This window comes from Microbacterium sp. ER1 (genome assembly GCF_023383675.1).
GTDB lineage: Bacteria > Actinomycetota > Actinomycetes > Actinomycetales > Microbacteriaceae > Microbacterium.
This window is the reverse complement of the sequence record NZ_QCXO01000005.1, coordinates 1-26,529: the sequence shown is the minus strand read 5'-3', so window position 1 is coordinate 26,529 and position 26,529 is coordinate 1. Positions and strand designations below refer to the sequence as shown.

The following is a 26,529-nucleotide window of genomic DNA, read 5'->3' as shown; positions in this document are numbered from 1 at the left end:
CCCCTCCACCCCCCGCCTCTCGCCCGTCGGCCACGCCGGCTGACGACAACACGAAGGAGACCTCCATGGCAGACCTCGACGGCAACGCCGACGCCAAGCAGTTCCACGTCGGGACGCCCGGCGTCCGGTTCACGCAGAACATCCGTGGCGCCGCCAACCTCGACTGGGGCATGCAGAACCGCCTGTCCCGAATCCTCGATCCGGAGACCGGGCGCACGGTCATGCTCGCCTTCGACCACGGCTACTTCCAGGGGCCGACGTCGGGACTCGAGCGCATCGACCTCAACATCGCGCCGCTCGCCGCGCAGGCGGACGCGCTGATGGGCACGAGAGGCGCGCTGCGCACCTCCCTCCCGCCGGCGACGCGTGCCGGACTCGTGCTCCGCGCCTCCGGGGGACCTTCGATCCTCAAGGACCTCTCGGACGAGTACACGGCGATGGCGATGGAGGACGCGGTTCGTCTCAATGCCGATGCCGTGGCCGTGCAGGTCTTCGTCGGCGGCGAGCACGAGAGCCGCAGCATCCGCAACCTCACCACCCTCGTCGACGAGGGGTACGCGGCCGGGATCCCCGTGCTCGGCGTGACCGCGGTGGGCAAGGAGCTGGTCCGCGACGCCCGCTACCTCGGACTCGCGACGCGCATCATCGCCGAGCTCGGCGCACAGCTGGTCAAGACCTACTACTGCGAGAAGGGCTTCGAGGACGTGGTGGCCGGGTGCCCCGTCCCGGTCATCATGGCGGGCGGCAAGAAGCTCCCGGAGCTCGACGCGCTCACCATGGCCTCCCGTGCCGTGCGGGCCGGGGCGGCCGGGGTCGACATGGGCCGCAACATCTTCCAGAGCGCGGCCCCCGCCGCGATGATGACCGCCGTCCGCGCCGTCGTGCACGACGACCTCGACCCCGCCGACGCGTACGAGCTGTTCCGCGCGGCCACCGAGGCCCCGGTGCCGGCATGAGCGCCGACGTGCTGCGGACCGCCGACGCCGCACTGCGGTTCGGCGACTGGGGTCCGGGATACCTCGCCCAGGCGGAGGACGCGGCCTTCGGCGTCGTCGTGCTCCGCCCGGGAGACGAGTTCGCGAACCACCTCCACGAGCACCACACGGAGTCGTTCGTCGTGATCGAGGGCCGCGCCGAGATCTGGCTGGACCGCGACACGTGCCGTGTCGTCTCCGCCGGGGACGTGCTGCGCGCCGAGCCGCACGAGGAGCACTTCGTCCGCAACCCCTTCGACGAGACCTTCCGTGCGGTCTTCGTCAAGACCCCCTGGGTGGACGGCGACAAGGTCGACCGCCCCTGGACGCCGGACCCCCGATCCGGCGCCTGACGTTCCCCCCCCTCTCACCCGAGAAGAACCATCGAAAGGACACCACCATGAGCAGGCAACGACGCCCCTCTCCGACCGCGCGCCTCGTGCGCCGTGCCCTTCCCGTCATCGCCCTGGCATCCACGGCGGGCCTCGTGCTCGCCGGCTGCGGCGGGGACGCGGGAGGCCCCTCCGGCGACGGAGGGGACAAGACCCTGAAGGTCCTCATCGCCGCACCCCAGGAGGGCGCGGGGGCCATCCTCGAGAAGGACTTCGAGGCCGAGACCGGCGTCGAGGTCGAGGTCGAGGTCGTCCCCTACGACCAGATCCAGACCAAGGCGATCCTCGACGCGCAGTCCGGCACCAACAACTACGACGTCATCCAGTACTGGTACACGTCGGTCGGCGCCCTCGCCGACGCCGGGGCGCTCGCCGACATCACCGACTGGGTCGAGTCCGACGAGGACATCGACTCCGGCGACTTCATCGAGGCGATCTTCGGACCGTACTCGCAGTACGAGGGCGCCACCTACGGTCTGCCCATCGACGGCGACACGCACGTGCTCTTCTACAACAAGGCGATCTTCGAGCGGAACGGCGTCGAGGTCCCGACCACGTGGGACGAGTACGTCGAGGTCTCGAAGAAGATCACCGACGCCGAGAAGGCGAACGGCGTCTACGGCAACGCGCTGCTCGGCTCGAAGAGCGCGTTCAACATCGGGTCGACGTTCTTCAACCGGCTCGCGACGATGTCGCCCGACCCGATCGACCCGCAGATGCCGCAGCTCGACACCGAGTACGCGGTGGCCGCCGCGCAGTCGATGCTCGACGCCTCGCCGTCGGCCCTCCCCAGTCCGCTGGAGATCGGATTCGAGCAGGCGCTGCCGCAGTTCCTGTCCGGGTCGGTCGGGATGATCGAGTTCTGGACCGACCTGGGCGTGTTCGCGCAGGACCCGGAGCAGTCGAAGATCGTCGACGGCTGGGGCGTCGCCCCGCTGCCGGTGGGCCCCGAGGGCAAGGTCTCCGGAGCGCTCAACGCGGGATGGGCGATGGGCATCAGCCCGAACGCGAGCGACGAGGACCTCGCGAAGCAGTTCGTCGCGTTCGCCTCGTCGAAGGAGACGAACGAGAAGCTCATCACGACGACCGGCTCCGGTGTCGACCCCACCCGCACCTCCACGCTGGAGAGCCCGGAGTACGTCGAGTTCGCCCCCGAGGTCTCGGCGGTCGCCGCCGAGGTGCTGCCCAACGCGCAGTCCTGGCCGACCTCGCCGCAGGCGCCGGAGATGATCCAGTCGCTCAGCGACAACCTGGCGCTGATGCTGCAGGGCGGCCTCACCGCCGAACAGGCGATGCAGAACACCTGGGACACCTGGCAGTCCCTGGCCGACTGATCCCCTCGTCGAACCCGAAAGGACCGCTCATGTCGCACCCCGTCACCTCCCGGCGCCGCGCCCGACGCGCGTCGTGGACGGGACGCGCCCTGCTCGCGCCCGCCGTCATCGCGATCGTCATCATCGCGATCTACCCGCTCGGCTACATCATCGCCGCCTCCTTCTCGGAGTCGTCGCTGGGCCGGCCGTTCACCGAATGGGTCGGGTTCGACAACTTCGCGGCACTGCTGGGGGACGGGGTCACCCTCCCGTCCCTCGGCAGGTCGCTGCTCTTCGCCATCCCCTCCGCCCTGATCGCGCTCGTGGCAGGGTTGGTCGTCGCCCTGTCGCTGGACGCCGCGGTCAAGGGCGGCCGCGTCATCCGGGTGCTGCTCCTGCTGCCGCTGATGACACCGCCGGTGATGGCGGGCGTCATCTGGAAGCTCATGCTGGCCCCGACCGGGGGACTGCTCAACAACATCGGGCAGTCGTTCGCGCCCGGGTCCGAGCCGTTCCTGTTCCTCGGCTCCAGCCCCGCGGCGATGATCTCCGTGATCCTGGTGGACGCCTGGCAGTGGACGCCGTTCTGCGTGCTGCTCGTGTTCGCCGCGCTGCAGACCCTGCCGACCGAGGTGTACGAGGCCTCCCAGGTCGACGGTGCCGGGGTGTGGCAGACGTTCTGGCGCATCACGTTCCCGCTCGTGCTCCCGAGCCTCATCACCGTGCTGCTGCTCAAGCTCGTCGTCTCGTTCAAGGTCTTCGACCTCGTGTTCATCATGACCAGCGGCGGGCCGGGCTTCGACACCACCGTCAGCAGCTACCAGATCTATCGGACCGGGCTGCAGACGTTCGACGTCGGCGCCGCCGCCGCGCAGACCATCGCCTTCCTGGTGCTGGTCACCATCGTCATCCTGCCGCTCAACGCCGTGCGGCAGCGGCTGCACAGAGAGGGCTGACCATGTCGCTCACACTCCGCTCCACGGATCGGGTCGACGAGAGCGCGACCGTCACGCTGGTGGTTCCCGACGCCCGCCGTCGCCAGCGGCGCCGTCGGACCGCGAGCATCTCCCGGCCCGGCCGGCCGTCCGTCACCGTCACGGCGGTGAAGGCCGTCGTCATCATCGTCGCGATCGTCCTCGCGCTGTTGCCCGTGCTGTACATGGTGAGCATGTCGTTCAAGAGCCCGGACGACATCCTGTCCACGCGCATCCTCCCGTCTCGTCTCGCGTTCGAGAACTGGGTGGCCGCGTTCGAGAACTGGCCGATCCTCACCTACCTCCGCAACTCGATCGGTGCGGCGGTCGGGGCGGTGGTCGTGTCGCTGCTCGTGGCGATCCCGGCGAACTACGCGATGGCCCGGTTGCGTGCCGGCGGGAAGCAGACCCTCGGGCTCATCGTCTCGGCGTACGTCGCCCCGCCGATCGTGGCGATCATCCCGCTCTTCGTCCTGGTGCGCACCGCGGGGCTCATGGACTCGGTGATCGGGCTGGGCATCGTCGAGGGTCTGCTGCTCACGCCGGTGGCGGTGTGGCTGCTCGACGGGTTCTTCCGCTCGATCCCGTTCGAGGTCGACGAGGCGGCGCAGATCGACGGATGCGGTCCGCTGCGCACCCTCTGGGCGGTGATCCTGCCGCTCACGGCCCCGGGCATCGTGGCGGTGTCGATCATCGTCTTCATCCTCGCGTACAACGACTTCCTCATCCCGCTGCTGCTCACGCAGAGCGTGGACTCCCAGACGCTCCCCGTGGGCATCGCGCTCATGCAGGGCGGTCGAGAGGTGATGTTCGGGCAGATGGCCGCCGCGAGCCTCTCCGGGCTGATCCCGATCTACCTGCTGGCGCTGTTCCTGCAGAAGTGGCTCGTCGGCGGGCTCACGCAGGGCAGTGTGAAGTAAGGTCAGCGGGCACAACTTCGGAGATTCCCGACGACGCGCCGGGGCGGCCTCTTCCGCCCCGGCGTGTCGTGCCCTGTCTCCGAAGCTGTGCCCGGCCTCAGGCGAGGGGCTCGGCGGCGGCCTCGCGGGCGGCCTTCGAGGCGGGGGGAGGCGGCGCCGATCTTCCAGTAGCCGCAGAAGCTGACGGCGTTCTTGTCCACGCCGCGCTCGCCGACGAGCTGCTTGCGGACGCCGGAGGCCAGGGACTGCTCGCCGGCCGCGTACGCGTGGAACGGAGCGTCGGGGAGTGCCGTCCTGCCGAGGGCGTCCAGGGCGAGAACCCCGGGCGGGATCTCGTGCGGCCGTACGATCCACACCACGTCGAGCCCCGACGGATGCGCGAACTCCAGGGCGTCCTCCGCGGACGGGACCTCGATGATCGCTGTGCCCGCGGCGTCGGCCGGCAGGGAGGCGCTGATCGACGCGATCGCGGGAAGGGCGGTCTCGTCGCCCACGAGCACCACCCGGTCGGTGCCCCGTTCGGGGTTGAATGTCAGGCCCTCGTCGATGATGAGGACGTGCTCGCCGGGGGCGCAGGTCTCCGCCCATCGGGAGGCCGGCCCGGCGGTGCCGTCGGCCGCCGAGCCGTGCAGCACGAAGTCGACGTCGAGCTCGGCGCCGGTCTCGGGCGTGGCCGGGCGGTACGCGCGCACGGTGTAGTTGCGCATCACGGGGCGCTCGCCGTCGGGGATGCGGAGGAACTTCAGATACCCGAACATCCGGTTCGCCTTGGCGGGCACCCGCTCCAGTCCGGCCTCCCCGCCGATCGGCAGGAACAGCCGGAACCACTGGTCGTAGCCCATCGGACGGAAGCGGTCGATCTCGCCGCCGCCCAGGGTCACCCGCACCCAGTGCGGCGCGAGCCGTTCGGTGCGGAGCACAGTGAGGTGCAGGAGCTCGGCCGTCTCCGGCTTGACCATCTTGCTGAATGCCATGCGGGCGCCTTTCAGGGGAGCTGCCAGGGGAAGAAGAGGACGAAGATCGCGGCCGATACGGCGAGCATGACCACGGTGAAGACGGTGTCCCTCGTGCGGAACGGCACGAGGTGCCGCTCGGTCCGTGTCGGATGCGCACCGAACGCCCGGGAGTCCATCGCGAGGGCGACGCGCTCCGCATGCCGGATGGCACCCGCGAGCAGGGGGACGATGTACCCCCAGCCGCGGGCGATCCGTGCGAAGGGGCCGCGGCCGCCGTGGTAACCGCGCACCCGGTGCGCGGCGCGGATGACGGCGAGCTCGTGCCCGAACCGGGGCACGAAGCGGAAGGCGGCCAGGGCCGTGTACCCGATGCGGTACGGCACGCGCAGCTGCTGCACGCTCGCACGCACGAGATCGGAGCCGCTGGTGGTGAGGCCGCCGACGAGCGCGAGCGCGACGATCGATCCGAGCCGGAGCGCCGTGGCGAAGCCGATGAGGAGGGCGCCGCCGTAGAGGGTCCAGTCGCCGATCGTCACGACGGGGGTGGTGTCGGCGACCAGGGCCGCGTCGACCCACAGCGAGAAGCCGACGCCGATCGCGACCATGCCCGCGGGCAGACCGAGCAGGAGCAGCGCGAGGAGGCGCCCCGTCACCCGCGCCCCGACGAGGATGAGGGCGTAAGCGAGCACGAGGAAGGCGGCGGGGGTGGCCAGGTCCCGCACGAAGACGAGGAGCAGCATGGCGGGGGCGAACCCGGCGACCTTCGCCAGCGGGTTGAGGCCGTAGAGGAACTGCCGCCGCGAGGTGGCCGTGAGCGGCGCGTACGGATCGAGCGTGGTCATCGTCATGGCGACACCTCCCACCCGGCTGCGGTGAGCACACGCTGCAACGCGGGGACGCGCAGGCCGGCGGAGGGGAGGATCGCGGGATCGGCGAACAGTGCCGCCGTCGGACCGGCGGCCCGCACCCGCCCGTCGGCGAGGACGACCGTGTCGGTGGCGTGCTCGGCGACGAGCTGCAGGTCGTGCGTGACGATGACCACGGTCGTGCCGTCCGCCCGCAGGCTCTCCAGCAGGTGCAGGAGCTCGGCGGCCCTGGCCCGGTCCTGTCCGAACGTGGGCTCGTCGAGGGCGAGGACGGGGGGACGGGTGATGAGGGCGGTGCCCACCGAGAGCCGTCGCTTCTCGCCGCCGGAGAGGAGGAACGGATGCACGTCGGCCTTGTGCGTCAGCCCGAACCGCTCCAGCATCTCCGCCACCCGCGTGCGGACCTCGTCGTCCGGTACCTGGCGCAGCCGGAGCCCGTGGGCGAGCTCGTCGAACACGGTGGCGGCGATGAACTGGTGCTCCGGGTTCTGGAACACGAAGCCGATGCGCGCCGCGAGCTCCCGAGGCGAGGCCGTCCCTGGGTCGATGCCGTCGACGGAGACCCGACCTCTCGGCGGCGGCACGACCCCGGCGAGAGCCTGGATCAGCGTCGTCTTGCCCGCCCCGTTCGCCCCGACGATCGCGGTGAGGCTCCCGGCGGCGATGTCGAGGTCGACCCCGTGCAGGATCTCGGTGCGGCGCCGGGTCACGGTCAGGCCGCGGGCCCGGATGATGGGCTCCCGGTCGGCGGGGCGAGGGTCGCCGACCGGCACCGAGGACGCGGCGCCGGGGCCGGGAGGCAGTGCGGCGGCCAGCGCCTCGTGCGTCAGCGGCAGCGGGTCGAGGACGATCCCCCGGTCGCGGAGGCGGAGCGCGGCGAGCGTCGCGGCGGGCAGCCAGACCCCCATCGCCACGAGCTCGTCGGCGTGCGCGCGGATGGTCTCGGCCGCCGGACCGTCGAAGACCACCCGGCCCTCGCGGTCGAGCACGATGGTGCGCGTGACGAAGCGCATCGCGGCGTCGAGGTTGTGCTCGACGAGGAGGATGGCCCGGTCTCCGGCGGCCACGACCTCGGTCAGCGCCGCGTACACGTCGTCGATCCCCTGCGGGTCGAGGTTCGCGGTCGGTTCGTCCAGCACGATGAGAGGAGAGCCCATCGCGAGGGCGCAGGCGATGGCGAGACGCTGCCGCCCGCCGCCGGACAGGTGGTCGGGGTTGTCGTTGCGGCGCTCCCACAGGCCGACGCGCCGCAGCGCCTCCTCCACGCGGACGCGCACGGCCTCCACCGGGAGCAGGAGGTTCTCCGGGCCGAAGGCCACCTCGTCGTACACCGTCCCCGTGACGATCTGCGCGTCCGGATCCTGGAAGACCATGGCGACGTGCGTGCTGAGCGTCGCGGTGTGCGCGGTGGTGGTGCCGATGCCGCCGGCCTCGACGGTGCCGGTCATCGTCGCGGGGAGCGCGTGCGGGATGAGCCCGTTGAGGGCGAGCGTGAGCGTCGACTTCCCGGAACCGGACGGGCCGAGCAGCAGCACGACCTCGCCGGGATCGATGTCGAAGGTCACGTCACGGGGCGACGGGTGCGCGGCGTCCGCGTGGGTGAGGGTCAGCTCGCGCACGCGGAGGAGGGGTGCGGATGGGCGCACGGCACGTCCCTGGTTCGACGGAGGGTGTGACTCTAACTTAGCTGAGCCTTACCTGTGCTGCCAGCGGGGCCCGTGCGCGATCAGCGGCGCGCGACCCCGGCGGTGCGCAGCGCCGAACCGATGGCGAGACCGATCGCCGTCCAGGCCACCGGACCGAGGACGGAGATCGTCAGGTACAGCAGCTGAGCCCACAGCGGCATGACCGCGAGGTTCGCCGCGAAGAACACCGCCACCGCCACGACGATGCCGATCACGACCGCCGAGACGAAGAACCGCCAGGCGCCCCAGGAGCGATACCGGGTGAGGGCGGCGACACCCTCCTGGATGAGGCCGAAGAGCAGCGCGGTGCCGATGAACCGCAGCGACCACGCCGGGTTGAAGGCGCTCGCGATGAGGGCGGCGAACACGTGCGTGATGAGCGCCACGAACGGCAGCCGCAGCACCTCCTGCGCGATGATGCCCGGCAGCACGTGCGAGCCCAGCACGAGGCCGTAGAGGAACAGCAGCGGGCTGGCCAGGAGGAGGGGAGTGACCCATCCGGCGATGCCGCCGAGGATGCCCGTGGCGACACCGATCGCCGCGCAGATCAGCAGCACTCTGGTCGACAGGACGGAGGTTCGGGCCACGTCTCCAGCCTACTGGCGACATTCGGAGAGTCGGCCGCCGTCCATCCTGACCGATCGGCACGATCGAGGGCGACCATCGTTCAGTTCTCGATCCGGCGCCGAACGGCGGGGCTATCGTGAGCCGCGGTGCGGCGATGACGCGGCATCGGGATCATCGGATCATCAGGAGCGAGATATGGGTCGAACACCCCTTCGGATCGCAGCAGCCACCACCCTGGCGACGCTGTTCATCGCATCGACGGCAACCGCAGGCCACGCAGCGACCGGGGAGGTGACGCACCCCGTTCCGGTCGCGGGGACCCCCGGGCACTACATCGTGATCATGAAGGCCGATCCCCTCGCCAGCTACGAAGGCGACGTCAAGGGCCTCAAGGCGACGAAGCCCGACGAGGGCGAGCAGCTCGAGACGCAGTCGCAGGACGCGCAGCGCTACGTCAAGCACCTCGAGTCCGAGCAGAGCAGCCTCATCAACGATGTCGGCGTCACCCCGGACACGACCTACCAGGTGGTGCTCAACGGTTTCAGCGCCGACCTCTCGGGTGAGCAGGTGGACCAGCTCCGCGCCTCGAAGGACGTCCTCGGGGTGTATCCGGACGAGATCCGTCACCCCGACGCGCAGACCTCGACTGACTACCTCGGCCTCGGCGACGACCGCAAGGGCCGCGGTGGGGTGTGGCAGCAGACCGGAGGCGTGAAGAAGGCGGGCGAGGGCGTCGTGGTCGGCGTGATCGACACCGGCATCGCGCCCGAGCACCCCTCGTTCGAGGGCAAGAAGCTCAAGCAGCAGAAGAAGCAGAACAGTCGGCACAAGGGCACGGACCCGTACACCGACGGCACCTACGTCTACTTCGACAAGTCCGACGGCGGACAGTTCCGCGGCGCGATGGTCGATGGTCAGGACTGGGACGAGCGCGACTACTCGACGAAGCTCATCGGCGGGCAGTACTTCTTCGCGGGAGCCCAGGCGGCCGGGTTCGACTTCCAGTACGACTACCTCTCCCCGCGCGACGGCGACGGTCACGGCTCGCACACGGCGAGCACCGCCGCGGGCAACTTCGGAGTGGACGCCGAGGTCGAGGGTGTCGACTTCGGAACGGTCTCCGGTGTCGCGCCCGGGGCGAAGGTCGCGGCCTACAAGGCCTGCTACGTCGGCCCGGACACGACCGTGACGACGGATGACATCTGCGCCCTGAGCGACCTCGTGGCCGCGATCGATCAGGCCGTGGCGGACGGTGTCGACGTGATCAACTACTCGATCGGCGGCGGGGCCGCGAGCACCGTGATGGCTCCCGAAGACCTCGCGTTCCTCAACGCCGCAGCCGCCGGTGTCTTCGTCGCGACCAGCGCCGGCAACGACGGCCCCGATCCGGTCACCGCCGACCACGCCTCGCCGTGGTACACGACGGTCGCCGCCTCCACCATCCCGACGTGGGAGGGCACCGTGCAGTTCGACGGCTTCGAGCAGGCCGGGGCCTCGGTGACCGTCCCGTTCGGCGACAGCGTCTCGGGACCCTCCATCGCCGCCGTGGATGCCGCGGCGCCCGGTGCAGTGGATGCGCAGCTGTGCCTGCCGGGCACCCTCGACCCGGCGAAGGTCTCGGGACACATCGTCGTCTGCGACCGCGGCGGCAACGCCCGCGCGGAGAAGTCCCAGGTCGTGAAGGACGCCGGGGGCATCGGCATGGTCCTGGTGAACGTGCCCGGCGGTGCGGATTCCCTCGACAACGACTTCCACGCCGTGCCGACCGTGCACCTGAACGCCGCGCACCGTGCGGCCGTGCTCGCCTACGTGCAGGGCGGCGTCGATCGGCCGATCACCCTCGTCGGTGAGAACACCACCGGTGTGACCACGCCGACCCCGCAGATCGCGGGCTTCTCGAGCCGCGGACCGGTCCTCGCCGACGGCACCGACGTCCTCAAGCCGGACATCGCCGCTCCGGGAGTGGCGATCCTCGCCGCCACGCACAACGCCCCGGGTGAGGACCCGACCTTCGGCATCCTCTCCGGGACGTCGATGGCCTCCCCGCACATCGCGGGCCTCGGTGCGCTCTACCTCGGCGAGCACCCGCGGGCGACCCCGGGCGAGATCCGTTCGGCCCTGATGACGACCGCCTCCGACACCGTGCTGCCCGACGGCTCGAAGAACACGAACCCGTTCGAGCAGGGTGCCGGACAGGTCGATGCGACGCGGTTCCTGAACCCCGGTCTGCTCTACCTGAACGGCTTCAAAGACTGGGCGGCGTTCCTCGACGGGAAGGGGCTGTCGGACTTCCCCGGCATCGACCCCATCGACGGCAGCGATCTGAACCAGGCATCGATCTCGATCGGGTCCCTGGCCAGCGCGCAGACCGTCACCCGCTCGGTCACCTCGACCGAGAAGGGCGTGTTCACGGCGAAGGCCTCCGTGCCCGGCGTGAACGTCACCGTCACGCCGTCCCAGCTCTCCTTCGACAAGCCGGGGCAGACGAAGACCTTCACGGTCACGTTCGACAGCACCACCGCGCCGGTCGAGCAGTGGGCCACGGGTTCGCTCACCTGGACGAGCAAGAAGAACACGGTGCGCTCGCCGATCGCGGTCTTCCCGGTCACGGCGGATGCCCCGGCCGAGATCACCGGCAGCGGCGTCGACGGCAGCACGACCGTCGACATCACCCCCGGCCTCGACGGCGATCTGGCGCTGGGCGTCTCGGGTCTCACGCCGTTCCAGCTCCTCAGCGACCCGGACAACCCGGTCGAGGGGCACTCGGGCAACGAGAACTCGGGCGACGCGAACAAGGACGTGTCCTGGATCGTCGACGTGCCGGAGGGTGCCACGCTCTCGCGCTTCGACCTCGACTCGTCCGACGACGAGGGCAGCGATCTCGACCTCACCGTCTACCGGGTCGTGAGCCCCGACGACCTGCGCTACTACGAGCGCTGGCAGTCGGCGACGGGCTCGGCCGACGAGCAGGTGACGATCCCCGCACCGACCGCGGGCACCTACCTCGTCGTGGCGAACGTGTACGCGACCACCGGGCCGATGACGTGGGACATGACCCACGCCTCCGTGCTGCCGGACGGGGAGGGCTCGTTCACCGCGACGCCGAACCCGATCGCCGCGGTCCGCGGGGAGAAGACGAGCTACGAGCTGAGCTGGACCGGTCTGACCGCCGGGACCCGCTACCTCGGACTCGTCCAGTACGGCGACTCGGCCGTGCGCACCGTGGTGACGGTCACGACGCCCGCGGATGCCGCGCCGACGCCGACTCCCGCGCCGAAGCCGTCGCCGACTCCCGAGCCGACGCCGACCCCGGATCCGACCCCGACGCCGGGGCCGACTCCGGAGCCGACCGCGCCTCCGGAGACCGACGCCCCCGGGTGATCCGGGAACGGTCGCACGACCCGGTCACGGCCGCACGAGGGAATCCCTCGTGCGGCCGTGCCGTCGTCTCCGGGTCGTGCAGACGTGCCGGGGCGCAGATCGTCCGGCCCTCCGTTCGTCGCACGACCCCCGCCGCTCGTCGCAGCGTCCTCGGATCCGGGCATGACGGCGGGGCGCCCTCCCTACCGTGGGGAGACGCAATGATGCGCCCCCAGAGGAGAACCCCATGACCGCACCTTCGTCGCGCCGCCGCGACGGCGCCGGGCTCGTCGACGACGACCCCGTCATCGAGACCGACCCGAACCTCCCACCCGTCGCCCTCTCCGCGGAGCACGAGGCGAAGAGCCGCCGCTGGACCCTGCCGAAGATCCTGCTGTGGACGGCCATCGCCCTCCTCGGCGGCGTCGCCTGGGTGATGCTCGCCATCGTGCGCGGCGAGACCGTGAACGCGATCTGGTTCGTGTTCGCCGCCGTGTGCACCTACCTGATCGGCTATCGCTTCTACTCCAAGGTCATCGAGCGGTACATCACCCGCCCCGACGACCGCCGGGCCACGCCCGCCGAGGTGAAGCAGGACGGCAAGGACTACGTCCCCACCGACCGCCGGGTGCTCTACGGTCACCACTTCGCCGCCATCGCCGGCGCCGGACCCCTGGTCGGCCCCGTGCTCGCGGCGCAGATGGGGTACCTCCCCGGCACCATCTGGATCATCGTGGGCGTCGTGCTCGCGGGAGCCGTGCAGGACTACACGGTCCTCTTCTTCTCGATGCGGCGCGGCGGCCGGACCATCGGCCAGATGGCGCGGCAGGAGCTCGGCAAGATCGGCGGCACCGCGGCGATCATCGCCTCGCTGCTCATCATGCTCATCATCGTCGCGATCCTCGCGCTCGTCGTCGTGAACGCCCTCGGCGAGAGCCCGTGGGGCGTCTTCTCCGTCGCGATGACCATCCCGATCGCCCTCTTCATGGGCGTGTACCTGCGCTACCTGCGCCCGGGCAAGGTGACCGAGGTCTCGATCATCGGCTTCGTGCTGCTCATGGCCGCCATCATCGGCGGCGGCTGGGTCGCCGGCACCGAGTGGGGTCAGGCGCTCTTCCACCTCGACCGCACCACGATCGCGTGGGGCATCATCATCTACGGCTTCATCGCCGCGGTGCTGCCGGTCTGGCTGCTGCTCGCACCCCGCGACTACCTCTCCACGTTCATGAAGATCGGCGTCATCGTGATGCTCGCCGGCGCGATCGTCCTCGTGCGTCCGGAGATCTCGGTCCCCGCGGTCAGCATCTTCGGCGAGAACGGCATGGGCCCGGTGTTCGCCGGTCCGCTCTTCCCCTTCCTCTTCGTGACGATCGCGTGCGGCGCGTTGTCCGGATTCCACGCGCTGATCGCGTCGGGCACGACCCCGAAGCTCGTCGAGAAGGAGCGGCAGACCCGGTTCATCGGCTACGGCGGCATGCTCATGGAGTCGTTCGTCGCGATCATGGCCCTCGTCGCCGCGATCTCGATCGACCAGGGCATCTACTTCGCCATGAACGCCCCGGCCGCCGCGACCGGGGGCACCGTGGAGGGAGCGGTCGCCTTCGTGAACTCGCTCGGGCTGACCGGGGTGAACCTCACGCCCGACATGCTCACCGGCACGGCGGCGGCGGTCGGCGAGGAGTCGATCGTCTCGCGCACCGGTGGGGCTCCGACGCTCGCGCTCGGCCTCGCGCACATCATGCAGCAAGCCCTCGGCGGACAGGCGCTGATGGCGTTCTGGTACCACTTCGCGATCATGTTCGAGGCCCTGTTCATCCTCACGGCGGTGGACGCCGGAACCCGGGTCGCCCGCTTCATGCTGCAGGACTCGATCGGCGCCTGGTTCCCGAAGTTCCGCGACGTCTCCTGGCGTCCCGGGGTGTGGATCTGCACCGCCATCATGGTGGCCGGCTGGGGAGCGATCCTCATCCTCGGCGTCACCGACCCGCTCGGCGGCATCAACACGTTCTTCCCGCTGTTCGGCATCGCGAACCAGCTCCTCGCGGCGATCGCGCTCGCCGTGGTGCTGGCCATCGTCGCCAAGCGCGGTCGCAGCTACTTCCGGTGGCTGTGGATCATCGCGCTGCCGCTCGCGTTCACCGCGGTCGTCACTATCACGGCCTCGCTCTACAAGATCTTCTCGCCGGTGCCGGCGATCGGATACTGGGCGAACCACTTCCGCTACCTGGAGGCGCTGAACTCCGGTGACACCACGCTCGGCGCGCCGGAGGTGCTGCAGGCCGTCATCCGCAACACCGCGGTGCAGGGCACGCTGTCGATCATCTTCGTGGTGCTCGCGATCATCGTCATCGTCATGGCCGTCATCGCGACCGTGAAGGCGATCCGCAACGGCGGCGGCGAGAACACCGAGGACCCGCCCGTCGCTTCGCGCCGCTTCGCCCCGGCCGGGTTCCTCCCCGACGCGGAGGAGCGCGAGCTGGAGAAGCAGTGGGAGCCGATCCTCGCCGAAGAGCGCGCGGCGGCACGGCACTGAGATGACCTCCACGGTGGATCGGACGGATGCCGCGACCTCCCCGCTGCGGGCGCTGTGGAGCGCCCTCGGCCGGGTCGGCCGCGGCATCCGCTGGTACATGACGACGCTGATGGGCGACACCGCGTACGCCACGTACGTCGCCCATCACCGTCGGCATCATCCGGACGAGGAGCCGCTGACGGAGCGGCAGTTCTGGCGTCAGCGGATGGACGACCAGGACCGCAATCCCGGTGCCCGCTGCTGCTGACCCTTCGACAGGCTCGGGGCCCTTCGACAGGCTCAGGGACCCAAGGTGGGTCGCTGAGCCCGTCGAAGCGCGGGTCGCTGAGCCTGCCTGCGCGTCCCTAGGCTGAGCGCATGAACGACGTCGTCCTCGCCGCGATCCTCGGCGCGCTCGGCGGCATCGCCCTCACGGCGCTGCTGCTGCTCGCCCGGCGGTTCGCGCGCGGCTCGGCCGACCTCGGCAGCGAGGCGGAGCAGGGGGCACTGCGGGCGCTGCACCAGGCGAGTCTCGCCGCTCCGCACCTCCGCGGCGGATTGACCGGGCCGGATGCCGTCAAGGCCGCCCGGCACCTGCGGGCTCTGCTGGGCAGCGCCGCGGTCGCCATCGTCGGCGAGGACGACACGGTCACCCTCGACGGCGCCGCGGACGGGCTCGAATCCGCCGCCGTGCGCATCGCCGCCCAGGTGCGCGGGTCGGGGCGGCGGCAGGTGTTCCCCGCGCCCTCGCGGACGGACGACCTGGAGGCGGTCGGCGCGCCCATCCTCGTCGACGGGGTGACGGTCGGGGTGGTCGTCGCCTTCGCGTCCCCGGTGCGGGCCGCCCTCGTGCGGGCGGCGGAGGAGGTGGCCGACTGGTGCGCGGCGCAGGTCGAGCTCGGCGGACTCGAGGCCTCCCGCACCCAGCTCGCCGAGGCGGAGCTCCGGGCTCTGCGTGCCCAGATCTCCCCGCACTTCATCTACAACGCCCTCACCGCGATCGCCTCGTTCATCACGACCGACCCCGACCGGGCCCGGGACCTCGTGCTCGAGTTCGCCGACTTCACCCGCTACTCCTTCCGCCGGCACGGGGAGTTCACCACGCTCGCGGAGGAGCTGGGCAGCATCCACTCCTACCTCGAACTGGAGCGCGCGCGGTTCGGCGATCGCCTGCGGGTGACGCTGCAGATCGCGCCGGAGACGCTCGCGACGGTCATCCCCTTCCTCTCCGTGCAGCCGCTCGTGGAGAACGCCGTGCGGCACGGCCTGGAGCCGGGGGAGGGCGGCGGCGAGATCCGCATCACCTCCCGCGACGACGGCACGCACACCGAGATCCTCGTCGAGGACGACGGCGTGGGCATGGACCCGGACGGCCTGCGCGCGCTGCTCACGGCGCGCGAGGAGGGTGGTCACGTGGGCCTGCGGAACGTCGACAGCCGCCTCCGCCAGGTCTACGGCAGCGGGGGCGGTCTGGTCGTCGAGACCAACGCCGGCGCGGGTACCCTGGTGCGCATGCGAGTCCCGAAATCGCAGCCCCTCCACGACCCGGACGACGACTGAGGAGCGGCATGATCGACGTCCTCGTCGCCGACGACGAGCAGCCGGCCCTCGATGAGCTCGTGCACCTGCTGCGTGCCGACCCGCGCATCGGCGAGATCCTCACCGCGGCAAACGGTGCCGACGCGCTGCGTCAGCTCTCCGCGCGTGCGGTGCGGATCGCGTTCCTCGACATCCACATGCCGGGCCTGCTCGGCACCGAGCTCGCCCGCGCGCTCCTCGGTCTCGCGGAGCCGCCCGCGGTCGTTTTCGTCACCGCCGACGAGGCCCGTGCGGTCGAGGCGTTCGAGCTGCGCGCGGCGGACTACCTCCTCAAGCCGGTCCGGCGGGAACGCCTGCGCAGCGCCGTGGACCGGGTGATCGAGCAGGAGGCCGCACCGCGCGGCGAGGACGAGGTGCTGCCGGTGACCGTGGGCGCGTCCGTGCGGTTCGTCCGGCGCAGCGACGTGCGCTGGGTACAGGCGCAGGGCGACTACGCGCGGCTGCACACGGAGGACGACGGGCCCGGCCACCTCGTGCGCATCCCGCTCTCCGAGCTCGAGGCCCGGTGGGCGCCGGCGGGATTCCTCCGCATCCACCGTTCCACGCTCGTCCGGATCGCCGCGGTGACCGAGGCGCGGCTGTCGGGTGGGGAACCCGGCGTCGTCGTCGGCACGGCCGTGCTGCCGGTGAGCAGAAGGCTCGTCGCGACGGTGCGGGAGGCGCTCGTGCGGGGGGAGGGAACCGGATGACCGAGGCGCCGAAGCGGGTGCGGGTCACCGCGGACACCCCGCCGCGCCGCTCCGCCGCCGCCACGCGGGGGATCGCGCTGCCCGGCGCACCGGTCGCGGAGGCCGATGCCGTCTACGCCCGTGCCCTGATGCGCAGCCAGCTCCGGCTCGCGCTGGGCACCGTCGCCGGCTTCGTGGTGGTCGTCGTCGCCCTGGCGCTCGGGATCGCGCTCATCCCCGAGGTCGACGCCGTCGTCCTCGGCGGGCTGCCGCTGTCGTGGCTGCTCCAGGCCTTCGCGTTCTACCCGGTGATCCTCGTGTTCGCGGTGCTGTATGTGCGCACGGCGGTCCGCAACGAGCGGCGGTACCGCGCCCTGCGGGACCGCGAGTGAACGCCGTGCTCGACCTCGTCGGGGTCGCCCTGGTCGTGATCGCCACCCTCCTCATCGGCGTGTACGGGCTGCGCGTGTCGCGCACGACGAGCGACTTCTTCGTGGCGTCGCGGACGGTGCGCCCGGTCTGGAACGCCTCGGCCATCAGCGGCGAGTACCTCTCCGCGGGCACCTTCCTCGGCCTCTCCGGGCTCGTGCTGCTGGACGGCGCCCGCGGCTTCTGGTTCCCCATCGGGTACGCCGCGGGGTACCTGCTCGTGCTCGTGTTCGTGGCCGCGCCCCTGCGCCGGAGCGGGGCGTACACGATCCCCGACTTCGTCGAGGCCCGGCTCGACTCGACCGCCGCGCGCCGTGTCACCAGCCTCGCGGTCCTCATCATCGGCTGGCTCTACATCGTGCCGCAGCTGCACGGCGCGGGCATCACGCTCGTCGTGGTCGCCGGGCTGCCGGAGTGGGTCGGCGCCGTGACGATCGCGGTGCTCGTGGCGGCGGCGGTCGCCGCGGGCGGCATGCGCGCGATCACCTTCGTGCAGGCGTTTCAGTACTGGCTCAAGCTCACCGCGCTCCTCGTGCCGGTGGTGTGCATCGCGTTCGCCCTGAGCGGCGGCCCGCACGACTTCGATCCCGCGCTCGTCTTCCCCGCCGAGGCCGGGCCGTCCGGTTTCGACGCCTACGAGACCGCGTCGCTGCTGCTCGCCCTGCTCCTCGGCACGATGGGGCTGCCGCACGTCCTGGTGCGGTTCTACACGAGCCCGACCGGAGCCTCCGCGCGGCGGACCACCGTGATCGTCATCGCCATGGTGAGCGCGTTCTACGCCGTGTCGAGCGCGATGGGGCTCCTGGCGCGGATCGCCGCCCCGGACCTCGCGCAGCCGGGGATCGCCGACACCGTGGTGCTGCAGCTCCCGTCGCGGGTGTTCCCCGGGCCCGCGGGTGAGCTGCTGACGGCCCTCATCGTCGCCGGGGCCTTCGCCGCGTTCCTGGCGACCTCGGCCGGACTCGTGGTCTCGCTCGCAGGGGTCATCAGCCAGGACGTCTTCTCCGGCTCCGTGCGCTCCTTCCGGCTGTCCGCGGTGCTGTGCGCGCTCGTGCCGCTGGGGGTCGCGCTGCTCACGGTTCCCGCGGGGCTCGTGTCGAGCGTGGGGGTGGTGTTCGTCGTGGCGGCGTCGACGCTCTCGCCCGTGGTGCTGCTGGGTGTGTGGTGGCGTGGCCTCACCGCGCGCGGGGCGGTCGCGGGCATGGTGTGCGGCGGCGTCGCGACCGGGCTCGCCCTGCTCGTGCACGCCGCGGTGGACGGGGTCGGCGTCGCGGCGCCCTACCTCGCGCAGCCCGCCGCCTGGACGATACCGCTGGCGACCGGGGTCACGGTCGCCGTGTCGCTGCTCGACCCTCGTGGGCCCTCACCCCGCACGGACCGCTTCCTCGCCCGCGTGCACACCCCCGACCGCGCCTGAGTCTGCTTCTGCCTCCTGTCCTGCTTCCTGGAACAGGCGGTCGCGCGGGTTCAGGCAGGTGAAAGCCCATCGAGCCTGAGCCGGCGCGAGCTCCAGCGCGGCGGCAGGCACTAGCGCGAGAACAGGCAGGGAGCACCAGGAGCGCCTGAACTGGCGTGGGTGCCTGAACTGTCGTGGGTGCCTGAACTGTCGTGGGTGCCTGAACTGGCGTGGGTGCCTGAACTGGCGTGGGTGCCTGAACTGGGGCGAGTGCCTGAACTGGCGCCAGTGCCTGAACCGGCGCGTCAGCGAGGTCGCGCGCGAGGGCAGGCAGTGGCGTGAGAACAGGCAGGGAGGGTGGGGAGTGCCTGTTTTGGCGGGAGTGCTTGTTCTGGTGTGGATGCCTGTGCTGGTGCGTCAGCGAGGTTGCGCGCGAGGGCAGGCAGTGGCGTGAGAACAGGCAGGGAGGATCAGGAGTGCCTGAACTGGCGTGGGTGCCTGAACTGGCGTGGGTGCCTGTTCGGACGCGTCAGCGGGATTGCGCGCGAGGGCAGGCAGTGACGTGAGAACAGGCATGGAGGGTGGCGAGTGCCTGAATCAGCGGGAGTGCCTGAATCGGCGGGAGTGCCTGTGCGGGAGTGCCTGAATCGGCGGGAGTGCCTGTGCGGGAGGGTCAGAGGGTGCGGCTGCGCGGCATCAGACGCACCGGGGGGAGCGGCGGCGCGGGGATGCGCTGGTCGTGCCCCTCGACGACGCCGAACCGGGGGGATGCGGCCTCCCAGTCCTCGCGGGCGGCGGCGATCTCGTCGTGGGAGCGCCCGGCGAAGTTCCACCACATGACGATCTCGTCCTCGAACGGCTCACCCCCGAGGAGGAACAGCAAGCCGCCCTCACTGCTGGTCACCTCGACGCCGTCGCGGGAATCGCCGAGGTAGAGCATGTCGTTGCGGGTCATCGCGTGCTCGGGGACGGCGGCGTCGCCCTCGACGAGGAGCAGCGCGTGCTCCCACTCCGGCCGCAGCGGCAGGCGGACCGTGGTCCCGGCCGGCACGACGATCTCCGCCCCGACGATCGGCGTGTGCACGGTCGCCGGCGAGCGCACGCCCGCGAACTCGCCGAGCACGACCGTGGCCGTGGCGTCCGATCCGGTCGCGGCCGGAAGGGTCGTCATCGGCAGGTCGGTGTGCCGCTCGAAGCCGCCGTCCCCGTGGCGCGCGGACTCCGGGAGCACGACCCAGAACTGCAGCGCATCGAGCGGAACGGGCTCGTCGCCGATGGAGTACTCCGAGTGCGAGATGCCGTTGCCCGCCGTCATGAGGTTGAGCTGACCGCGCCGGAGGTCGGCATCGCTGCCCAGCGAATCGCGGTGCCGGATCTCGCCGACCAGCGGCCAGGTCACCGTCTGCAGACCGATGTGCGGATGCGGCTCGACGCGCATCCGGGTCTCGGCCGGGCCGAACCTGTCGAGGAAGCACCACGCGCCGATGGTGGGGAGGTTGCGATGCGGCAGCACCCGGAGCACCTCCATGCCGCGCACACCGCCGAGCGGCACCGCCCGGGGTTCGAGGACGAGGCGGCGCTGCCCGATCATTCCGCCCTGCCCGTGGGGTCCTCGTCCGCGCCGGTCGACTCCTTCTGCACCGGGGCGTCCGCCGTCGAGCCCGGGCGCTGCGGCCAGCGGATCTCGGCGCCGGGCACCTCGTGCGTCTGGAGGTACTTCGCGATGTACGGGCAGAGCGGCACGATCGCGTCGCCCGTCGACGCCACGTCGGTCAGTGCCGCCGCGGCGAGCTTCCCGGCCAGGCCCTGGCCCTGGAAAGCCGGGTCGATCTCCGTGTGCAGGAAGCGGATCGCGCCGGGGCGGGTGTCGAACTCGGCGAACCCGGCCAGCACGTCATCGGAACGGATCTCGTAGCGGGAGGCCTCGTCGTTGCGGGTCACGGTGATGTCGGTCATCGGATGCTCCTTCCGGCGTCTGGAACCAACCTACGCCCGGGATCGACGGTGCGGGCCTGTGGACGTTGCCGTGCCGCTGTCCGTCGGGGTGATTACGCTGGAGGGATGCCGCAGACTCCCCGCGATCCGTACGACGGATGGATCCCCGAGCCGGACGCGGCATCCGACCAGCCCTGGGACGACGGGTGGGAGCCGACCGAGCCGCCGGAGCCGATGGACTGGGAGCCGCAGGGCGCGGGCTTCGAGCCGCCCCTCGACTGGGGTCCGGGTCCGACGACCGCGGTGACCACCGCGCCGACCGTCCGCCGCGCCACACCCAGCCGGTATGCGACGGCCCGCGAGGCACTGCACACCGTCTTCGGCTACGACGACTTCCGCGGCGACCAGGCGGCCATCGTCGAGCAGGTCATCGGCGGCGGCGACGCCGTCGTCCTGATGCCCACCGGCGGCGGCAAGAGCATCACGTACCAGGTGCCCGCTCTCGTGCGCGAAGGCACCGGACTCGTCATCAGCCCGCTCATCGCGCTCATGCACGACCAGGTCGACGCGCTGCGCGCCAACGGTGTGAAGGCCGCGTACCTCAACTCCACCCAGTCGATCGAGGAGCGCCGCGAGGTCGAGCGCGCTTATGTCGCCGGAGAGCTCGACCTCATCTACGTCGCCCCGGAGCGGCTGTCGAGCGCGCAGACCACCTCCCTCCTGCAGCGCGGCACGCTCAGTGTCATCGCCATCGACGAGGCGCACTGCGTGTCGCAGTGGGGCCACGACTTCCGGCCGGACTACCTCGCGCTCGGCGACCTGGGCGAGCGGTTCCCCGGCGTCCCCCGCATGGCCCTGACCGCCACCGCGACGCGGGCCACGCACAAGGAGCTCACCGAGCGCCTGCACCTCGACGCGGCGAAGCACTTCGTGGCGAGCTTCGATCGCCCCAACATCCAGTACCGCATCGTCCCGAAGGTCGATCCGCGCAAGCAGCTCGTGCAGTTCATCCGGTCGCAGCCCGAGGGGGCGGCGGGCATCGTCTACGCGCTCAGCCGCAAGTCCGTCGAGCAGACGGCGACCTATCTCGCCGCGCAGGGTCTCGACGCGCTGCCGTACCACGCCGGTCTGCCCGCCGAGCTGCGGGCGGCGAACCAGTCGCGCTTCCTCCGTGAAGACGGCGTGGTGATGGTGGCGACCATCGCGTTCGGCATGGGCATCGACAAGCCCGATGTGCGCTTCGTCGCCCACATCGATCTGCCGAAGTCGGTCGAGGGGTACTACCAGGAGACGGGCCGCGCCGGCCGCGACGGCGAGCCGTCCGTGGCATGGATGGCGTACGGGCTCGGCGACGTCGTGCAGCAGCGCCGACTGATCGATCAGAGTCCCGGCGACCGCACGTTCAAGATGCGCATGGGGCAGCACCTCGATGCGATGCTCGCGCTGTGCGAGACGGTGGAGTGCCGCCGGCAGAACCTCCTCGGGTACTTCGGCCAGGACTCGCAGCCGTGCGGCAACTGCGACACGTGCCTCGACGACACGGCGACCTTCGACGGGCTCGTCCCCGCACAGAAGCTGCTGTCCACGATCGTGCGTCTCAAGCGGGAGCGGAATCAGGCCTTCGGCGCGGGCCACCTCATCGACATCCTCCGCGGGGCCTCGACCGAGCGCATCCGCCAGCAGGGGCACGACGCCCTCGCGACCTACGGCATCGGCGCCGACCTCTCCGACCAGGACTGGCGCAGCGTGGTGCGCCAGCTCCTCGCCCGGGGCATCCTCGTCGCGCAGGGCGACTACGGCACACTCGCACCCGGAGAGGCCGCGGCCGGGGTGCTGCGCGGCGAGACCGCGGTACCGCTTCGGAAAGACACGATCGGACGCCCGTCGTCGCCGTCCCGCGCCCGGAAGGCGAGTGCCGCCGACGCCCTCGACGCCGGAGACCGGGAGCTGTTCGAGGCGCTGCGGGCCTGGCGCGCCGAGACCGCCAGGGAAAAGGGCGTCCCGGCGTACATCGTCTTCGGCGACGCCACGCTCCGTGCGCTGGCGGAGCATCGGCCGACCTCGCACGCCGACCTCGAGGGCATCACCGGCATCGGTGCGAAGAAGCGCGAGGCCTACGGCGACGGCGTTCTCGCCGTCATCGCCGCCTCCTGACCCCGACCCACCCCCTTCCGCGCGAGCCACCCCTTTGCGGACGCTCGCAGGGGGCCGGGAAGCACGGAACGGGGTGGGTCGACGGAGCTCCGAACGGGGAACCTGTCGCGAGCCGACAACGACGGGCGCGGACGGGGCGCCCAGGCGTTGGAGGATGCGGACAGGGGACTTCGTGCGGTTTTGTCGCACACCTACCATGAGAGGCATCCACTTTCGTCTCTCCGAGAGGAACGCTCATGGTCGACGCCGCCGTCCGCCCTTCGACGACACCTGACCCGCGCGAGAGCGCGACCGCCCCGCGGATCGATGTCGCCCGCCTGAACGACGCCCTCATGGGCACCTGGGGCGACGTGCGCCGCCAGGCCCGCGAGATGATCAAGGACTCCGCGTTCTGGCGGAAGGACGAGCTCGGCAAGGACGACCACCGCGAGCGCGTGCTCAGCCAGCTCCACCTCCTCGTCGACAACAAGGCGGTGCACCGGGCGTTCCCGAAGCGCTTCGGCGGCGAGGAGAACAACGGCGGCAACATCGCCGGGTTCGAGGAGCTCGTGGCCGCCGACCCGAGCCTGCAGATCAAGTCGGGTGTGCAGTGGGGGCTCTTCGGCTCCGCGATCCTGCAGCTCGGCACGAAGGAGCACCACGACAGGTGGCTCCCCGGTGTCATGGACCTGTCGATCCCCGGCGCGTTCGCGATGACCGAGATCGGGCACGGCTCCGACGTCGCCGCGGTCGGCACCACCGCCACGTACGACCCGGAGACGGAGGAGTTCGTCATCCACACGCCGTTCCGCGGAGCTGTGAAGGAGTACCTCGGCAACGCGGCGCTGCATGGCATCGCGGCGACGGTCTTCGCCCAGCTCATCACGAACGGCGTCAACCACGGCGTGCACTGCTTCTACGTGCCCCTGCGCGGCGAGGACGGCGTGGATCTGCCGGGCATCGGTCGCGAGGACGACGGTCTCAAGGGTGGACTGAACGGCATCGACAACGGCCGTCTCTCCTTCGACCAGGTGCGTATCCCGCGCACGAACCTGTTGAACCGCTACGGCGATGTCGCTGCGGACGGCACCTACTCCAGCGCGATCGACAGCCCCGGCCGCCGCTTCTTCACGATGCTCGGCACCCTCGTGCAGGGACGCGTCTCGCTCGACGGCGCCGCCTCCTGGGCCTCCGCGCTCGGCCTGCACATCGCGATCACCTACGCCACGCAGCGTCGCCAGTTCGACGGGGCGGACGGGCAGGAGGTCGTGCTGATGGACTACGGCAAGCACCAGCGCCGTCTGCTCCCGCGCCTGGCCACCACGTACGCGCAGATCTTCGCGCACGACGAGTTCCTGCAGAAGTTCGACGGCGTCTTCTCCGGTCGCACCGACACCCCGGACGACCGGGAAGACCTGGAGACGCTCGCGGCCGCGCTCAAGCCGCTGTCGACCTGGCACGCGCTCGACACCCTGCAGGAGGCCCGCGAGGCGTGCGGCGGTGCCGGCTTCATGTTCGAGAACCGGCTCGTCGGACTCCGCGCCGACCTCGACATCTACGTCACGTTCGAGGGCGACAACAACGTCCTGCTCCAGCTCGTCGGCAAGCGGCTGCTGACCGACTACGCGAAGCAGTTCCAGGGCAAGGACGCCGCGGCGCTCGCGCGCTACGCCGTCGGCATGACGGCCGGCAAGCTGTTCCACGGGGCAGGCCTCCGTCAGCTCGGCCAGGCGGTGACCGACTTCGGTCAGGTCGCCCGGTCGGTGGAGCGCGGACTGCGCGAGGAGCAGCAGCACGACCTCCTCGCGGGCCGCGTGCAGCAGATGGTCGCCGACATCGCGACCCGGCTGCGTGCCGCCGGCAAGGACAAGGTGCTCGGGGCGCGGCTGTTCAACGAGAACCAGGCCGAGCTCATCGAGGCGGCCAGGGCGCACGGCGAGCTGCTGCAGTGGGAGGCCTTCACCGACGCCGTCCACGCGATGGACGATGCCGAGACGAAGAAGGTCATGACCTGGCTGCGGGACCTCTTCGGCCTGCAGCTCATCGAGAAGCACCTCGCCTGGCACCTCATCCACGGGCGGCTCTCCACCCAGCGGGCGGCGGCGGTGTCGAGCTACATCGATCGGCTGTGCGCGCGCCTGCGTCCGTACGCGCTCGACCTCGTGGACGCGTTCGGCTACGAGCCCGAGCACGTGCGGGCTCCCATCGCGAGCGGTGCGGAGAAGCAGCGGCAGGATGAAGCCCGCGCGTACTACGCCGACCTCGAGGCGACCGGTCAGGCTCCCGTCCTGGAGAAGACCCTCAAGCGGCAGAAGCGCTGAGCGGTCGGCCCGGGCCGTACCGACGGCCCGGGCCCGCCGGACAGCGGATTCATCGACGCCGGCGGATAGTCTCGGCGAGTACCGACCCGAGGAGCATCATGTCGACCGTCACCGCCTACGCCGCCCCCGCCGAAGCCGCCCCGCTCGAGAAGACCGTCATCGAGCGCCGGGAGCTGGGCCCGCACGACATCCTCATCGACATCGCCTTCGCCGGCATCTGCCACTCCGACATCCACACCGTGCGCGGAGACTGGGGTCCGCAGCAGTACCCGCTCGCCCCCGGACACGAGATCACCGGAACGGTCGCCGCGGTGGGGTCCGAGGTCACGAAGCACGCCCTCGGCGACCGCGTCGGTGTCGGCTGCCTGGTGAACTCGTGCCGGGAGTGCGTGTACTGCCTCCGCGGCGACGAGCAGTTCTGCACGCAGGGCGCCGTCGGCACCTACGGAGCGGTCGACCGCGACGGCACGATCACCCAGGGCGGCTACTCCGAGCAGGTCGTCGTCACCGAGGACTTCGTGCTGCGGATCCCGGACGCCCTGCCCCTCGACGCGGCGGCTCCGCTGCTGTGCGCGGGCATCACCACGTACTCGCCGCTGCGGCATTGGAAGGTCGGCCCCGGCGCGCGCGTCGCGGTGGTCGGACTCGGCGGCCTCGGTCACATGGGCGTGCAGATCGCGCATGCCCTCGGCGCGGAGGTGACCGTGCTGTCGCAGACGCTCGGGAAGCAGGACGACGGCCTCCGCCTCGGCGCCGACCGTTACTTCGCGACGGGCGACCGCGACACCTTCCGCGACCTGAGGGGCTCCTTCGACGTGATCCTCAACACCGTGAGCGCCGTCATCGACCTCCGCTCCTACCTCGGGCTGCTCGACGTGGACGGCACCATCGTGTGCGTCGGTGCTCCGGCGGAGGCCCTCGCTCTGAACGCGGGGTCGCTGATCGCCGGACGACGCTCCATCGCCGGCTCGAACATCGGCGGCATCCGGGAGACCCAGGAGATGCTCGACTTCTGCGCGGAGCACGGCATCACGGCGCAGATCGAGGTCATCCCCGCGTCGGCCATCAACGACGCGTACGAGCGTGTCCTCGCGTCCGACGTCCGCTACCGCTTCGTCATCGACGCCGCCACCTTCGCCGACTGACCCCGTCCCCGTCCCGGTCCGTCCCCGCCTCACCCGGTGCCGGATCAAAAGCGCGCCCCCGGTGCCTGCCTGAGGAGCGGTTTCCGTCCCGCTCCCGTTCACACTCCCGTCTCGCTCCCGCTCCCGTCCGGTGCGGGATCAGAAGCGCACCTCTGGTGCTCACACGAGGGACCCTTTTGACCCCGGTCCCGTCCGAGCTGCCCGGAGCGCTCCGGTCTTTCCGCCCGGCCCGTTCCGTCCGGTCCGTCCGAGGCGCCTTCCTGATCCGTCACGGAGGACCTCGGTCCGCTGCCTCCGCGGTCGGTGTGGGATGGGAAAGGTGCCGCGGATCTGCGTCGAAGGGCCCTTTTCGATCCCCCGTTGGAGGTGGGCGTCGGGGCGGGA

At 71.0% G+C, this 26,529-nt stretch carries 21 protein-coding genes; 15 read left to right on the top strand and 6 right to left on the bottom strand.

Features of this window, described 5'->3' with window-relative positions:
* Positions 1-65: 65 nt before the first annotated feature.
* The 5 genes from lsrF to BV453_RS00485 are packed head-to-tail and all read left to right on the top strand — an operon-like array spanning position 66 to position 4,573.
* Complete coding sequence (lsrF, locus tag BV453_RS00505) at positions 66-956, top strand: 3-hydroxy-5-phosphonooxypentane-2,4-dione thiolase (protein WP_062766181.1); 891 nt, start codon at positions 66-68, stop codon at positions 954-956.
* Positions 953-1,327, top strand: coding sequence for a cupin domain-containing protein (locus BV453_RS00500; protein WP_126894278.1), 375 nt, complete (start codon positions 953-955; stop codon positions 1,325-1,327). The genes lsrF and BV453_RS00500 overlap by 4 nt, the downstream gene beginning before the upstream one ends.
* 47 nt (positions 1,328-1,374) lie before the next feature.
* On the top strand, positions 1,375-2,700 hold the full coding sequence (locus tag BV453_RS00495) for an ABC transporter substrate-binding protein (RefSeq protein WP_249520592.1): 1,326 nt from the start codon (positions 1,375-1,377) through the stop codon (positions 2,698-2,700).
* A gap of 29 nt (positions 2,701-2,729) precedes the next feature.
* The gene (locus BV453_RS00490) at positions 2,730-3,635 is read left to right on the top strand and encodes a carbohydrate ABC transporter permease (RefSeq protein ID WP_249520591.1); all 906 of its coding nucleotides are present in this window, start codon (positions 2,730-2,732) and stop codon (positions 3,633-3,635) included.
* Positions 3,636-3,637: 2 nt separating this feature from the next.
* Positions 3,638-4,573, top strand: a complete 936-nt coding sequence (locus BV453_RS00485; protein ID WP_126894281.1) for a carbohydrate ABC transporter permease — start codon at positions 3,638-3,640, stop codon at positions 4,571-4,573.
* Positions 4,574-4,575: 2 nt separating this feature from the next.
* Here the strand turns inward: BV453_RS00485 and BV453_RS00480 are convergent, their stop codons facing one another.
* The 4 genes from BV453_RS00480 to BV453_RS00465 all read right to left on the bottom strand — a co-directional run bounded on the left by BV453_RS00480 (position 4,576) and on the right by BV453_RS00465 (position 8,667).
* Positions 4,576-5,547: a siderophore-interacting protein gene (locus BV453_RS00480; protein ID WP_308195644.1), complete on the bottom strand. Its 972-nt coding sequence runs from the start codon at positions 5,545-5,547 to the stop codon at positions 4,576-4,578.
* An 11-nt stretch (positions 5,548-5,558) separates the two neighbouring features.
* Positions 5,559-6,377 (bottom strand): energy-coupling factor transporter transmembrane component T, encoded by an 819-nt coding sequence (locus tag BV453_RS00475; protein WP_249520590.1) that lies wholly within the window; start codon positions 6,375-6,377, stop codon positions 5,559-5,561.
* A complete protein-coding gene (locus BV453_RS00470; protein ID WP_249520589.1) occupies positions 6,374-8,041 on the bottom strand; it encodes an ABC transporter ATP-binding protein in 1,668 nt (555 codons plus the stop codon). Before BV453_RS00470 ends, BV453_RS00475 begins: the two co-directional genes overlap by 4 nt.
* A gap of 80 nt (positions 8,042-8,121) precedes the next feature.
* On the bottom strand, positions 8,122-8,667 hold the full coding sequence (locus tag BV453_RS00465; RefSeq protein ID WP_249520588.1) for an ECF transporter S component: 546 nt from the start codon (positions 8,665-8,667) through the stop codon (positions 8,122-8,124).
* Positions 8,668-8,842: 175 nt separating this feature from the next.
* Between BV453_RS00465 and BV453_RS00460 the strand changes: the two genes are divergently transcribed.
* The 7 genes from BV453_RS00460 (at position 8,843) to BV453_RS00430 (ending at position 18,632) form a co-directional block, all read left to right on the top strand.
* Positions 8,843-12,028, top strand: a complete 3,186-nt coding sequence (locus BV453_RS00460; protein WP_249520587.1) for a S8 family peptidase — start codon at positions 8,843-8,845, stop codon at positions 12,026-12,028.
* A gap of 226 nt (positions 12,029-12,254) precedes the next feature.
* Positions 12,255-14,540, top strand: coding sequence for a carbon starvation CstA family protein (locus BV453_RS00455; RefSeq protein WP_249520586.1), 2,286 nt, complete (start codon positions 12,255-12,257; stop codon positions 14,538-14,540).
* Position 14,541: 1 nt separating this feature from the next.
* Positions 14,542-14,787 (top strand): YbdD/YjiX family protein, encoded by a 246-nt coding sequence (locus BV453_RS00450; RefSeq protein WP_081811614.1) that lies wholly within the window; start codon positions 14,542-14,544, stop codon positions 14,785-14,787.
* 110 nt (positions 14,788-14,897) lie between these two features.
* On the top strand, positions 14,898-16,079 hold the full coding sequence (locus tag BV453_RS00445) for a sensor histidine kinase (RefSeq protein ID WP_249520585.1): 1,182 nt from the start codon (positions 14,898-14,900) through the stop codon (positions 16,077-16,079).
* Between the two features lie 8 nt (positions 16,080-16,087).
* Positions 16,088-16,807 carry a LytTR family DNA-binding domain-containing protein gene (locus BV453_RS00440; RefSeq protein ID WP_025104665.1) on the top strand — a complete coding sequence of 240 codons (720 nt, stop codon included), beginning with the start codon at positions 16,088-16,090 and terminating at the stop codon, positions 16,805-16,807.
* Positions 16,804-17,178: a hypothetical protein gene (locus tag BV453_RS00435; RefSeq protein WP_025104664.1), complete on the top strand. Its 375-nt coding sequence runs from the start codon at positions 16,804-16,806 to the stop codon at positions 17,176-17,178. The genes BV453_RS00440 and BV453_RS00435 overlap by 4 nt, the downstream gene beginning before the upstream one ends.
* On the top strand, positions 17,175-18,632 hold the full coding sequence (locus BV453_RS00430; RefSeq protein WP_085604875.1) for a cation acetate symporter: 1,458 nt from the start codon (positions 17,175-17,177) through the stop codon (positions 18,630-18,632). The genes BV453_RS00435 and BV453_RS00430 overlap by 4 nt, the downstream gene beginning before the upstream one ends.
* A gap of 652 nt (positions 18,633-19,284) precedes the next feature.
* On the opposite strand, the gene BV453_RS00425 is transcribed toward BV453_RS00430, so the two are convergent.
* Both BV453_RS00425 and BV453_RS00420 read right to left on the bottom strand, forming a co-directional pair.
* Complete coding sequence (locus BV453_RS00425) at positions 19,285-20,202, bottom strand: pirin family protein (RefSeq protein ID WP_249520584.1); 918 nt, start codon at positions 20,200-20,202, stop codon at positions 19,285-19,287.
* A complete protein-coding gene (locus BV453_RS00420) occupies positions 20,199-20,567 on the bottom strand; it encodes a GNAT family N-acetyltransferase (protein WP_249520583.1) in 369 nt (122 codons plus the stop codon). Before BV453_RS00420 ends, BV453_RS00425 begins: the two co-directional genes overlap by 4 nt.
* Positions 20,568-20,672: 105 nt before the next feature.
* On the opposite strand from BV453_RS00420, the gene recQ reads away from it, so the two are divergent.
* The 3 genes from recQ to BV453_RS00405 all read left to right on the top strand — a co-directional run bounded on the left by recQ (position 20,673) and on the right by BV453_RS00405 (position 26,145).
* Positions 20,673-22,700, top strand: coding sequence for a DNA helicase RecQ (gene recQ, locus BV453_RS00415; RefSeq protein ID WP_249520582.1), 2,028 nt, complete (start codon positions 20,673-20,675; stop codon positions 22,698-22,700).
* Positions 22,701-22,936: 236 nt separating this feature from the next.
* Complete coding sequence (locus tag BV453_RS00410) at positions 22,937-25,000, top strand: acyl-CoA dehydrogenase (protein ID WP_126894291.1); 2,064 nt, start codon at positions 22,937-22,939, stop codon at positions 24,998-25,000.
* Between the two features lie 98 nt (positions 25,001-25,098).
* On the top strand, positions 25,099-26,145 hold the full coding sequence (locus BV453_RS00405) for an NAD(P)-dependent alcohol dehydrogenase (protein ID WP_249520581.1): 1,047 nt from the start codon (positions 25,099-25,101) through the stop codon (positions 26,143-26,145).
* Positions 26,146-26,529 lie beyond the last annotated feature (384 nt).